The sequence below is a fragment of the Azospirillum sp. B506 genome (assembly GCF_000333595.1).
Taxonomy (GTDB): Bacteria; Pseudomonadota; Alphaproteobacteria; order Azospirillales; family Azospirillaceae; genus Azospirillum.
In genome coordinates this window covers 1-12,678 of record NZ_BADK01001130.1, presented here as the reverse complement: position 1 = coordinate 12,678, position 12,678 = coordinate 1, and the positions used below count along the sequence as shown (strand labels likewise).

Below are 12,678 nucleotides of genomic sequence, written 5' to 3'. Positions count from 1 at the left end.
CACATGCCGGCCAGCATCAGTTCGCTGTGCAGCGGGTGATCGCGCATGACGTGGAAGGCCTTGCCCGAGGCGATCCAGGCCGCCACCGCCGCCGCTTCGCGTGGACCGATCCGCGAATCGCAGTCTCGGCAGACGAACCGACGCACGGTCGGGTCGTCGGAAGCCAGGAAGCGCCAGTAGAGGCCGGTTACAGGGCCGCTGCCGGGGGGCATCGCCATCCGCTCCGCCCCCAGCGCGTCCAGTTCCGCCAGCACCTCCGGCGGCACGCTGTCGTCGTGGTAAATCCGGCAGCTCCAGCCGGGATAGAGCGACGGCACCAGCCGGGCATTCTCCACCGCACCGCGGCTGTAGATCCCCGCCGTGCCCCACAGGCTGAAGGCGACGACGTCGCGGACGCGCCGCTGCGGGTCGGCCGGCCGGTCGCGCAAGCGGGGCAGGGCGAGTGCCGCTCCCTCCTCGGCGGCGATCCGTGTCTTGTGCGTAAGCACGATGTCGACCTGCGCCAGGGCTTCCGCCTCGCGGTAGGTCTGGTACAACAGGATCGCGAGATTCTCGCGCGCGTCGAGGAAATCGGGGGCCAGGGCCACCGTCCGGGCCAGGGCCACCGCCGCTTTTTCCAGCGCCGCCAGATCGAGGCCGCCGGCTTGTTTCGTCAGGATGCCGATGTTGAACAGCGCTCCGGAATGGTCGGGTTGCAGCGCCTGTGCCTGGGCGTAGCGGGTCAGCGCCTCCGCCGGACGGCCGGCGCGGGCGCAGGCGTTGCCCAACTGGAACAGGCGCTCTGCGGTCGGCGGCTCCAGGGAGGACAGGCGCGACAGGTCGGCGATTGCCGCTTCGGGCCGACGCCGGTCCAGATGGCGGAGCGCGCGCAGTTCCAGCAGCAGGCCCAGTCGCTGCCGGTATTCCCCGTTCTCCCGGTCGAGCTTCAGCGTCCGGCTCAGCGAGCCGATTGCCGCATCGGTGTCGCCGATCATCTGGGCCGCAACGCCCAGCAGTGCCCAGGCTGCGGGATCGTCCGGCTGCAGGGCCAGTGCGCGCCGCTGACAGGCCGCAGCCTCCGCCGGACGGCCGAGTGCCTGATGGAGCTTGCCGAAGTCGCGGTGATGGTCGGCCACATCCGGGCCGGCGCGCAGCGCCGTGGCAAGATGCTGTGCCGCCTCGTCCAGGCGGCCGGACTGAGCCAGCAGCAGGCCCAGCAGATGGGCGGCGCGATGGGTGTCGGGAGCGGCGTCGAGGATGCGGGCATAGAGGATTTCCGCCTCATGCAGCCGTCCGGCCGCGTGATGGTCGACGGCAACCCGCAAGGCTTCCTGGATCGAGGCCATGTCACTCCCCCAGCACACAGCTTCGGCAATGGCGCGGCGGCGCCCGTTACACACTGTTACACAGCCTTATGTCTGTCGATATCGTCCAGTTACAGTCGCGCGCGACCATGGCCGCCAACAAGAAAGACATCGGATCGAGGGCGACTGCCATGGGAATTTCCAAGACACCCATCTCCAGAACCATGACCCGCGACGTGGTGACGCCGGTCACCATCGTCACCTTCGCGGTCTCCACCGTCACCGGCATCATGCTGCTTGCGCACTGGAATGCCGGGCTTGTGCGCTTTTCCCATGAATGGTTGAGCATGGTCTTCTCCGCCATCGCGCTGTGGCATCTGGTGAAGAATGGCCGCGCCTTCCTGGGCTATCTGAAGCGGCATGCCGCCCAGGCGGCTTTCGCCACCGCCCTGATCGTCTCGGTGGTCTTCACCGGCATGACCGGCACCACCGGCGGCGGCGGGGCCAATCCGGGGGCGGTGTTCGGCGCCCTGTCCGGCGCCCGCCTGGAAGCCGCCGCTCCGGCGCTGGGTCTGTCGCCCGCCCGGGCGGTGGAGGTGCTGAAGGCCGCGAACATCGATGCCGCACCGGGCGAGACGCTGACCGTGATCGGTGAACGCGCGGGGAGGAATGGGGCCGCCATCGCCAGCATGCTCGCGGCGGGGCGGACACGCTGAGGAGTTCGGATGTCCCTCTCTCCCTACCGGGGAGAGAGGGACTTGCTCGGGTGGAAGGACCGTCCTACGACGCCTTCGCCGTCCTTTTCTTCGGTGCCGCGGCTTCCGCCGGGGCGTCCTTGGCCGCCTTGGCCTTGGTCGCCTTCTTGGCAGCCGGCTTCTTGGCCACAGCCTTGGCGGGCTTTTCCGCCTCCGCTCCGTCGGCCTTGGCCGGCTCGGCGTCCTTGGCCGCCTTGCCGCCCTTCTTGGCGGCGTCCTTGGCGACCTTGGCGTCGATCAGCTCCAGCGCCTGTTCCAGCGTGACGCTGTCCGGCTCGGTCCCCTTCGGGATCGAAGCGTAGACGCTGGCATGCTTCACATAGGGACCGAAGCGTCCGGAGCCCATGGTGATCGGCTTGCCGGTCTTCGGGTGATCACCCAGCGTCTTGGCCGGAGCCGACGCCCTTCTTGGCGGCGCCGGCCAGCAGATCGACGGCACGGTTGATGCCGATGGTCAGGACGTCGTCGTCCGGCGTCAGCGACTTGTAGACGCTGCCGTGCTTCAGGTAGGGACCGAAGCGGCCGATGCCGGCGCTGATCTCCTCCCCCGTCTCCGGATGGTTGCCGATGGCGCGCGGCAGGGCCAGCAGCTTCAACGCGGTGTCGAGATCGACATCGGCCGCGGCCATGCCCTTCGGCAGCGACACCCGCTTGGGCTTCGGTGCCTCGTCCTTCTTCTTTTTCTTTGCCTTGGGCTTCTTGCCGTCGGCAGCAGGCTCTTCCGCCGCCGGCTCCTCCGGCGGTGCGACCGCCGTGGTGGGGGCCGGCCCGAGCTGGATATAGGCACCGAACGGACCGCGGCGCACCGTCACCGGCAGGCCGGTCTCCGGATCGTTGCCCAGCTCGCGCGGGCCTTCCTGCGCCTCGCCATTCTCGTCGTTGGCGACGGCCAGCGGCCGGGTGTAGCGGCACTCCGGATAGCGCGAGCAGCCGATGAAGGCGCCCATCTTGCCCAGCTTCAGCCCCAGCCGGCCCTCGCGGCAGACCGGGCAGACGCGCGGGTCGTGGCCGTCCCCGGTGGCGGCAGGGAAGAAATGGGCGCCCAGCTCGTTGTCGAGCGTGGTCAGCACCTGGGTGATCGTCAGATCCTTGGTGCCGTTCACCGCCGCGTCGAAGGCGGTCCAGAAATCGCGCAGGACGGTCTTCCAGTCGATCTTGCCGTCGGAGATTTCGTCCAGCTGGTTCTCCAGCTCCGCGGTGAAGTTGTACTCCACATAGCGATGGAAGAAATTCTCCAGGAAGGCGGTCACCAGCCGGCCGCGGTCTTCCGGAATGAAGCGCCGCTTGTCCAGCCGCACGTAATTGCGGTCCTGCAGAACCTGCAGGATCGAGGCATAGGTCGACGGACGGCCGATCCCCAGCTCTTCCAGCTTCTTGACGAGGCTGGCTTCCGAATAGCGAGGCGGTGGCTGGGTGAAATGCTGGTCCTGGGCGATGTCGCCGCGGGCGAGGGCGTCGCCCTGCTCCATGGCGGGCAGGCGGCGTTCCTGCTGGTCGTCCTCGGCCGCGTCGTCGCGGTCCTCCTGATAGAGCTTCAGGAAGCCGTCGAACACGACGATGGAGCCGGTGGCGCGCAGCACCACATCCCTGGACGGGCTGGCGATGTCGACCGCCACCTGATCGAGAACGGCGCTTTCCATCTGGCTGGCCAGCGTCCGCTTCCAGATCAGCTCATAGAGCCGCAGCTCGTCCTGCTCCAGATGGCCGGCCACCGAGTCGGGGCGGCGATGCAGGTCGGTCGGACGGATGGCCTCGTGGGCCTCCTGGGCATTCTTGGCGGCGGTCTTGTAGACGCGCGGCTGGGCCGGGACGTAGCGCTCGCCATACTGCGTGCCGATCAGGCTGCGGGCGCCGTCGATGGCCTCCTGCGACAGGCTGACGCCGTCGGTTCGCATATAGGTGATGAGACCGACCGTCTCGCCGCCGATATCGATGCCCTCGTAGAGCTTCTGCGCGGTACGCATGGTGCGCGTGGCGCCGAATCCCAGCTTGCGCGAGGCTTCCTGCTGCAGGGTGGAGGTGGTGAAGGGCGGCGACGGGTTGCGGCGGCTCTGCTTGCGCTCCACCGACGAGACGGCGAAGCTCTGCGGGCGGACCTTCGCCACCGCCGCCTCGGCCGCCTCACGGTTGGGCAGGCCGAACTTGTCGAGCTTCCGGCCGTCCAACTGGGTCAGCGACGCGGTGAAGGACGAGCCGGCCGGCGTGGTGAAGCCGACGGAGATGCTCCAGTACTCCTGCGGCTTGAAGACCTCGATCTCCGACTCGCGCTCGCAGATCAGGCGCAGCGCCACCGACTGCACGCGGCCGGCTGACTTGGAGCCCGGCAGCTTGCGCCACAGCACCGGCGACAGGGTGAAGCCGACCAGATAGTCGAGTGCCCGGCGCGCCAGATAGGCGTCGACCAGTTCCTGCGACACGGCGCGCGGGTTGGCCATCGCGGTCTGGACGGCCGATTTGGTGATCTCGTTGAAGGTGACGCGCTGGACGTCGCGGTTGTCGGACAGATGCTTTTCGCGAAGGAGTTCGGACAGATGCCAGGCGATGGCCTCTCCCTCGCGATCCGGGTCGGTTGCGAGATAGATGCGGTCAGCCGACTTGACCGCCTTGGCGATCTCGTCGATGTGGCGCTTGGAGCGGTCGCCCAGCTCCCATTCCATCGCGAAATCTTCATCCGGGCGCACCGAGCCGTCGCGCGCCGGAAGGTCGCGGACATGGCCGAAGCTGGCGATGACGGTGTAGTCGTCGCCCAGATACTTGTTGATGGTCTTCGCCTTGGCCGGCGATTCGACGATGACGACGTTGCTGCCCGGCAAGAAACCAGCCCTTCGCGTATGCCCACTCAAACCACGGCGGTGCCGATCAGGCGAGAGAGACCTGATGACCGGGAAGACGCTGGACTCGGCCGGCAAGCTCAAGTTCCAGAACCACGGTCAGCACCACCGGAGCGGACAATTGGCACCCGCGGACGAGTTCGTCAATGGTGACGGGCGAGGGACCGAGGTTTTCCAGCACCAGGGCACGCGCCCTGGCAAGGTCGCTTTCGTCGGGTTCGGTGGCCTTGCCGGGAGTGAGGATCGGTGCGCTGAACAGGTCGCGCTGCGGCTCGGCCAGGGTCGGCGGCCGCAGATTCTCGATGGCACGCAGCACGTCGTCCGCCCGCTCCACCAGCGTGGCGCCCTGGCGCAACAGGTTGTTGGTGCCGTGGCAGCGCGGGTCGAGCGGGGAGCCCGGCACCGCCATCACCTCCCGGCCCTGCTCCAGGGCCATCCGCGCGGTGATCAGCGAGCCGGAGCGCAGCGCCGCCTCCACCACCAGTACGCCCAGCGAGAGACCGGAGATCAGGCGGTTGCGGCGGGGAAAATGGCGTGCTTGCGGCTGGGTGCCGATGGCGCTTTCCGCCACCACCACTCCCTGCGCCACGATGTCGCGGTACAGCCCCTCATTCTCTGGCGGATAGACGACGTCGATGCCGCCGGCCAGCACGGCGGCGGTTCCGCTTGCCAGCGAGCCGGCATGGGCGGCGGTGTCGATGCCGCGGGCAAGGCCGGAGACGACCAGCACCCCGGCCGCCCCAAGCTCGCGCGCCAGCGATTCGGCGAATTTCTTGCCGTTGAGAGAGGCGTTGCGCGCTCCGACGATCGCGACCGTACGCCGTTTCAGCAGATGCGGGTGTCCGGTGACCGATATCACCGGCGGTGCGTCGTCCACCGCCGCCAGGGGTTCCGGATAGTCTGGCTCGCAGGCGCAGAGCAGGCGGGCGCCGAAGCGGCGGTTGGCCTGCATCTCCCGCTCCGCTTCCGCCTTTGAGGCGATGCGCAGCGGCTTGCTCCGACCGCCCCGCCGTGCCAACTCGGGCAGCATTTCCAGCGCTTTGGCGGCGCTGCCATACTTCTCCAGCAGGCGGTGAAAGGTGATCGGCCCGACATTCTCCGTGCGGATGAGACGGATCCAGTCAAGCCGTTCGGCGTCGGTCAGGGGGTGGCGCGGTTGTGTCATGGTCAAGATCATTACAACCGAGCATCGATCCGTTCAACATGCATTCGCATGCAAGCGTGTTTCGTTGACGGCTTTTACCCCTGCGGTCCGTGATTTGCCGTTCTACAAAGGGGGCCGCTGGGTTTGCTCCGATTGCCGCAGGGGCACAAGGACTTCATTGCCCACGGCAAGGATCGTTCCCGGACGTGGAAAAGCAGTTCGCCTCCAGTGAGGTCGTCGTGCCTGTGGAATTGGCTGTTCAACCTTTGATCGTGCAGCGTATGAAGGGAAATATCAAAAAGCTGGCGTTGATTATCACAAAATCTAGTGCTTCCCCTTATGGAAGCACCTTTAATTTCCGGTATGATCCTAACCATACCAAGGTACTGGAATGGGGGGGCAGATGTTTGGACGCGGGAAGGTCAATCGGGCGCTGGGCCGCAAGCTGGCCGCGTTGGATGCTTTGCGCGCGAAAGTGATGGTGGCCGACGCGGATCTGAACATCGTATACGTCAACCCGGCGGTGACCGCGCTGCTGCGCGAGGTGGAAGGCGATCTGCGCAAGGACCTGCCCCGTTTGGATGTCAACCGTCTCGTCGGCAGCAACATCGACGTTTTCCATAAGAATCCCAGCCACCAGCGCTCCATGCTGGCCGCTTTGACCAAGCCGTATGGCGCCACGATCAAGGTCGGCGGCCACCAGTTCGACCTGCTGGTCTCGCCGCTGACGGAGAATGGCGAGCGCATCGGGTTCGTTGTCGAATGGGCCGATGCCAAGGAGCGGCTGGAAAACCTCGATTATGCCGCGCAGATGGCGGCGATCAGCCGCTCGCAGGCGGTCATCGAGTTCACCACCGACGGCACCATCACCAAGGCGAACGACAATTTCCTCAAGGTCATGGGCTATCGCCTGGATGAGGTGATCGGCAAGCACCACAGCATGTTCGTCGAGCCGTCCTATCGCGACAGCCCGGATTATGCCCGCTTCTGGGAAACGCTGCGGCGCGGCGAGTTCCAGGCGGCGCAATACAAGCGCATCGGCAAGTCCGGAAAGCCGGTGTGGATCGAAGGCGCCTACAACCCGATCTTCGACGAGAAGGGGCAGGTCACCAAGGTCGTCAAGTTCGCGGTCGACATCACCGCGCAGGCTTCGCTGCTGAACAATCTCAAGGTCCTGATCGACAGGAATTTCGGCGAGATCGACCAGGCGCTGCATCTGTCGCTGGGCCAGGCGGGGTCCGCCAACGACGCCGCCGGCTCGACCTCGGCCAGCGTGCAGGCGGTGGCCGCGAGCGCCGAGGAGCTGGTCGCCTCCATCGGCGAGATTTCCGAGAGCATGACCCGCGCCCGCTCCGCGACGGACGGCGCCTTCGACCGCACGGTCGCGGTGGCGGAAAGCACCGACCGGCTGGCGGCGGCGGCCCAGGCGATGAACGGCATCGTCGGGCTGATCAACAGCATCGCCGGCCAGATCAACCTGCTGGCGCTGAACGCCACCATCGAGGCGGCGCGGGCAGGGGAGGCCGGCAAGGGCTTCGCCGTCGTGGCGAGCGAGGTGAAGAACCTCGCCAACCAGGCGGGCAAGGCGACCGAACAGATCTCCGCCGAGATCGAAGGCATCCAGTCGACGTCGACCGAGGTCGCCAACGCGCTGAACGCGATCCGCGAAGCCGTCTCCGTAGTGCGGGAACATGTCACCGGCACGGCATCGGCGGTCGAGGAGCAGAGCGCCGTTACCCAGAACATGTCGTCGAACATGCAGACCGCGTCGGTCGCCGTCGCGACGGTCACCTCGAACATCGCGGCCATCTCCACCGCCGTCAGCCAGGTGGCGGGTGCGGTCGAACGGACGAAGGAAGCGGCCCACGTCCTGGTCCGCTGACGGCCCATCGGGCGCCATCTCACGGCGCCCGCCTTGCCGCAGCCCTCAGCGCTTGTGGAAGACCGGGGGGCGCTTTTCGAAGAAGGCGGTGATGCCCTCCTTGGCCTCGCCATTGTGCAGGGCTTCGACGAACAGGTCGCTCTCGCGGGCGAGCTGGGTGGCGAAGCTGCCGTAGGCAAGTTCCATCAGCTTCTTGGCCGGCCCATGGCACCGCTCGGCCCCTCGGCGATGGTCTGCGCCCAGGCGACGGCATTGGCAGCGCCCGGCCGGGGTCGGGCATGCGGTTGACCACCCCGGCGGCATGCAGGCGGGCGGCATCGACCGGACGCCCGGTCAACATCAGTTCTGCATAGAGCTGCGGCCGCAGCGCGCGGGCGAGCGAGGCGGAGGCACCGCCGTCGGCAGTCAGCCCGACCTTCACATAGGCGGTCAGGAACTGCGCATCCGCCGCCGCGACGATCAGGTCGCAGGCCAGCGCCAGCGAGAAGCCGGCCCCGGCAGCCGGCCCCTCCACCGCAGCGACGATGGGCTTCGGGCATTCACGCATGGCGCGGACCCAGCCATGGAACCGTTCGATCCCGTCGCGGTTCTCCGAGCGGGACCGGCTGCCATGGTGATAGAGGTTGTTCAGATGCCCGCCGGAGCTGAAGGCGCCGCCGGCTCCGGTCAGCACGATGGCACCGATGCCGGGGTCGTGCGTCGCCTCGTCCAGCGCATCGCGGCCGGCGGCCATCATCCGCAAACCCAGCGCGTTGCGGGTGCCGGTGTCGCTCATGGTCAGCACCATGACGCGGCCCTGGCGTTCAACCGTCATGCTGCCGGTATCCTGACGTTCGTTCATGGTCGTTTCTTCCCCGGTTGTCATTGTCCGGCCGGCGGAACCTCGCCGGATGGTGGTGCCACTGTGACAGCCTGCGGGCAGCCGTCCAATCCCTCCGACCGGTATAGGAGCGGCCCGGACGCCGCAGAAGGCCGCTGTTTTTCCACAATACCCCCTCCTACATTGGGGTGAGACCTATCGCCGCGCGGACTGCGGCGGCACGGCATGGCGGTACCGATTGACGGGGGCAGGGGATGGCGCTGGCGCTGGACCGGCAAGGCGGGAGCGGAGGGAGGAAGCCGGTCGTCGCCAAGGCCAGTCCACCTTATGCCAACCGCACCGTGATCCTTGTCTGCGTGCTGGCCTTCGTCCTGCATCTGCCGCCGGAATCCTTCGCTTTCGTGCCCGCCTATTTCTTCGGAACCGTCGAGCTGGCCGGGCCGCTGCCCACCGCTGCGCTTTGGCGCGGGCTGTTCGGCCATGTGCTGATCCATGGCGACCTGACGCATCTGGTTTCCAACATGGCGGTGCTGTGGCTGCTGGGCGATGTGGTGGAGCGGGAGGCCGGCCATCTCCGCTACCTGGTGCTGTTCCTTGCCGGCATGGTGGCGGCGGCATTGACCGAGGGGCTGATGGCGGTCGACCGGATGGCACCGCTGATCGGGGCGAGCGGGGCGATCTGCGCGCTGATGGGGGCCTTCCTGTGGATGCGGCCGTGCGCGGGCCTGCTGGCGCGCGCCTTGCCACGGAGGCTGGTGCAGGGGGCGATCCTGGTCTTCTCGCTGCTGAACACGGCGATGATGCTGGTGCCGTTGAAGGCCGAGTCTCCCTTGGCCGAGGTGGGCTGGGGAGCCCATGCCGGCGGGCTGGGCGCGGGATTGCTGCTGGGCGCCCTGCTGGTCCGGAACGGACGCGGCCGGCCGAGAACCGCTCCCTAGGTCGAGTGTCGTGAGCGGTTGCATTTGCCGCTGCCGACCGAAATACTCGCCCGATCTTCAGCGAGGGGCGGTGGTTCATGAGCGACGGCAAGAGTGGCGAGACTGTTCTGGGCGTGATCGGCGGCAGTGGCCTGTACGACATCGATGGCCTGGAGAACACCCGCTGGGTCAAGGTGACCACCCCCTTCGGCGACCCGTCCGACGAACTGCTGACCGGCGAACTGGATGGGCAGACGCTGGTCTTCCTGCCGCGTCACGGCCGCGGCCACCGCATCCCGCCGTCGGAGCTGAACTTCCGCGCCAACATCCACGCGCTGAAGCAGCTGGGCGTGACCGAAATCCTGTCGGTGTCGGCGGTCGGTTCGCTGAAGGAGCATCTGCCCCCCGGCACCTTCGTGGTGATCGACCAGTTCATCGACCGGACCTTCGCCCGGGACAAGACCTTCTTCGGCAGCGGTCTGGTCGCCCATGTGGCGCTGGGCCATCCGGTCTGCGGGCGGCTGGGCGACCTGATCGAGGAGGCGCTGGCCGAGCTGGACATCCCGCACCAGCGCCGCGGCACCTACATGGTGATGGAAGGGCCGCAATTCTCCACCGTCGCCGAATCGAACCTGTACCGCAGCTGGGGTTGCGACGTCATCGGCATGACGAACATGCCGGAGGCCAAGCTCGCCCGCGAGGCGGAGATGTGCTACGCGACCGTCGCCATGGTCACCGATTACGATTGCTGGCACGACGGGCACGACCATGTGTCGGTCGATGCTGTGATCCGCGTGGTGGTCGCCAATGCCGGCAAGGCTCGCTCTTTGGTTGCGGCGCTCGCGCCGAAGGTGGTGCGGCGCGAGGGGTTGTGCATCCAGGGCTGCCACACCGCGCTCGACAACGCCATCATGACCGCGCCCGGCCATCGCGACCCGGCGATGCTGGAAAAGCTGTCGCTGATCGTGAAGCGGACGCTGGGGTGAGCCGTTGCCGGCGGGGTGAAAAGCACGATTGCCGACGCGGGTGTACCGGGGCCGTAATCCCTGGCACGTCCGCCCGATCAGCGGTTCAGCGACTGAAGCTGCAGCTGGACCACCTGCAACAGCAGGATCAGGAGAGTGAGGATTTTCTCCATCCTCATTGCCCTCCGTCAGCGCGGCGCGGGCGGTGGCCATTCCGCCGCCCCGGCCGCGTGGCAAACACGCCAAGCATCCCCGGCATTTTGAATATGTAAGGTGTATGTAATTTCGCGCGCTCGCTTTCGTGCACGCAAAATGCGCTTGTGCGTGGATTGAAACGGTGCATGCGCTCTTCCTTTCCCGCCCATGAACGAAAGTAGGGGTGGGTGCCAATCCGCGCGTCGCATATATCATCGGTACACGTAACCATTCAGGCGACGGCAAGACGGTTTCTCGGTTGATGGACAGGGCTGACGGTTTCTTCCGCGAGCAGATGCGTCCTCCGCTGTCTTACTACGATGCTTTGCTGTGAAAAAATCGAATTGGGCGGCGGCTGTTCGTCACCGTTCCAATCACGCATGTGCATTGTGTTTTTCACCCAGTGGAATTCCGGTGGGAATGGAAGCCATGCAATTTGACGAATTGTCGAAAAGCCTTCGCGATTTCTAGGATTGTTCGGGCACCATAGTGTCTTCTGTTCGGTCAATGGCGCCATTGTCCAACCGGCGCCAAGGCCACAACGATGAGGAAACGTTCATGAAGCGTCGTTCCTTCCTGACTTCGGCCGGTGTCGGCGTCGCTGCCAGCACCCTGGCGGCCCCCGCCATTGCGCAGAGCCAGCCGGAAATCCACTGGCGTCTGGCCTCCAGCTTCCCCAAGAGCCTGGACACCATTTACGGCGCCGCCGACACCATCGCCGCCCGCGTGGCCGCCGCCACCGACGGCAAGTTCACCATCCGCCCCTTCGCCGCCGGTGAGATCGTCCCCGGCTTGCAGGTGCTGGACGCGGTTCAGAACGGCACGGTCGAGTGCGGCCACACCGCCAGCTATTACTATGTCGGCAAGGACCCGACCTTCACCTTCGACGCGACGGTGCCGTTCGGCCTGAACGCCCGCCAGCAGAACGCCTGGATCTACAATGGCGGCGGCATGGCCCTGCTGCGCGAGTTTTTCGACGGCTACGGTGTCATGAACTTCCCGGCCGGCAACACCGGCGTGCAGATGGGCGGCTGGTTCCGCAAGGAGATCAAGACCGTCGAAGATCTGAAGGGCCTGAAGTTCCGCATCGGCGGCTTCGCCGGTCAGGTCCTGGCCAAGCTGGGCACCGTGCCGCAGCAGATCGCCGGCGGCGACATCTATCCGTCGCTGGAAAAGGGCACCATCGATGCCGCCGAGTGGATCGGCCCCTATGACGACGAGAAGCTCGGCTTCAACAAGGTCGCCAAATACTATTATTATCCGGGCTGGTGGGAAGGTGGGCTGAACGTCTCGCTGCTGATCAACAAGCAGCAGTGGGAGCAGTTGCCCAAGCAGTACAAGGCCGTTCTGGAGGCCGCCTGCTTCGAGGCCAACCTGACGATGAACGCCAAGTACGACGCGGAAAACCCGGCGGCGCTGCGCCGTCTGGTCGCCGGCGGCGCCCAGCTGCGTCCCTTCCCGCGCGAGGTGATGGAGGCGTGCTACAAGGCCGCCACCGAGCTGTATGACGAGACGGCCAAGACCAATCCGAAGTTCGCCAAGATCTATGAGCCGTGGAAGAAGTTCCGCGACGAGGAATATCTGTGGTTCCGCGTGGCCGAGAACTCCTTCGACAACTTCGCCTTCACCGCCGGCCTCAAGCGCTGACGGCATCGGGTGACGCTTGCGGCCCCCGCATCCCGTCCCGGATGCGGGGGCTTTTTTAGAGGATGTCTGACCGAACGGCGTGCTTGCAGCGGTGGCCGGATGAGCAAGGGCAGACCGAATCTGGCATTGCCGGTCATTGCGCTTCGATCGCCAACCCTATCGCCGGCGCATTGTTGCCGAGCGCTGCACCGGCCGGTTTAAGGTGAGTCGTCGGTGCGGTTGCCGAGCTTCCGACGGTA

The 12,678-nt window shown here is 66.5% G+C and carries 8 protein-coding genes and 1 pseudogene; 5 read left to right on the top strand and 4 right to left on the bottom strand.

Annotation, left to right across the window (positions count from 1 at the left end; genetic code table 11):
* On the bottom strand, positions 1-1,325 hold a 1,325-nt coding region (locus tag I71_RS35400), incomplete at its 3' end, for a tetratricopeptide repeat protein (protein WP_049976478.1).
* Positions 1,326-1,474: 149 nt separating this feature from the next.
* On the opposite strand from I71_RS35400, the gene I71_RS34320 reads away from it, so the two are divergent.
* Entirely contained in the window at positions 1,475-1,999 is a 525-nt protein-coding gene (locus I71_RS34320; RefSeq protein WP_042704783.1) for a DUF4405 domain-containing protein, read from the top strand.
* A 64-nt stretch (positions 2,000-2,063) separates the two neighbouring features.
* On the opposite strand, the pseudogene topA reads toward I71_RS34320, so the two are convergent.
* Positions 2,064-4,851: pseudogene (gene topA / locus I71_RS34315) on the bottom strand (type I DNA topoisomerase).
* A gap of 46 nt (positions 4,852-4,897) precedes the next feature.
* Positions 4,898-6,034 (bottom strand): DNA-processing protein DprA, encoded by a 1,137-nt coding sequence (gene dprA, locus I71_RS34310; RefSeq protein WP_042704782.1) that lies wholly within the window; start codon positions 6,032-6,034, stop codon positions 4,898-4,900.
* Between the two features lie 382 nt (positions 6,035-6,416).
* Between dprA and I71_RS34305 the strand changes: the two genes are divergently transcribed.
* Positions 6,417-7,895: a PAS domain-containing methyl-accepting chemotaxis protein gene (locus I71_RS34305; protein ID WP_042704781.1), complete on the top strand. Its 1,479-nt coding sequence runs from the start codon at positions 6,417-6,419 to the stop codon at positions 7,893-7,895.
* Positions 7,896-7,914: 19 nt separating this feature from the next.
* Here I71_RS34305 and I71_RS34300 read toward each other — a convergent pair whose 3' ends face one another.
* Entirely contained in the window at positions 7,915-8,736 is an 822-nt protein-coding gene (locus tag I71_RS34300; RefSeq protein WP_244434230.1) for an enoyl-CoA hydratase-related protein, read from the bottom strand.
* 233 nt (positions 8,737-8,969) lie between these two features.
* On the opposite strand from I71_RS34300, the gene I71_RS34295 reads away from it, so the two are divergent.
* The 3 genes from I71_RS34295 to I71_RS34285 all read left to right on the top strand — a co-directional run bounded on the left by I71_RS34295 (position 8,970) and on the right by I71_RS34285 (position 12,439).
* Positions 8,970-9,653: a rhomboid family intramembrane serine protease gene (locus I71_RS34295; RefSeq protein WP_042704780.1), complete on the top strand. Its 684-nt coding sequence runs from the start codon at positions 8,970-8,972 to the stop codon at positions 9,651-9,653.
* 77 nt (positions 9,654-9,730) lie between these two features.
* Positions 9,731-10,618, top strand: coding sequence for an S-methyl-5'-thioadenosine phosphorylase (locus I71_RS34290; RefSeq protein ID WP_042704779.1), 888 nt, complete (start codon positions 9,731-9,733; stop codon positions 10,616-10,618).
* Between the two features lie 732 nt (positions 10,619-11,350).
* Positions 11,351-12,439, top strand: a complete 1,089-nt coding sequence (locus tag I71_RS34285; RefSeq protein WP_042704778.1) for a TRAP transporter substrate-binding protein — start codon at positions 11,351-11,353, stop codon at positions 12,437-12,439.
* Positions 12,440-12,678 lie beyond the last annotated feature (239 nt).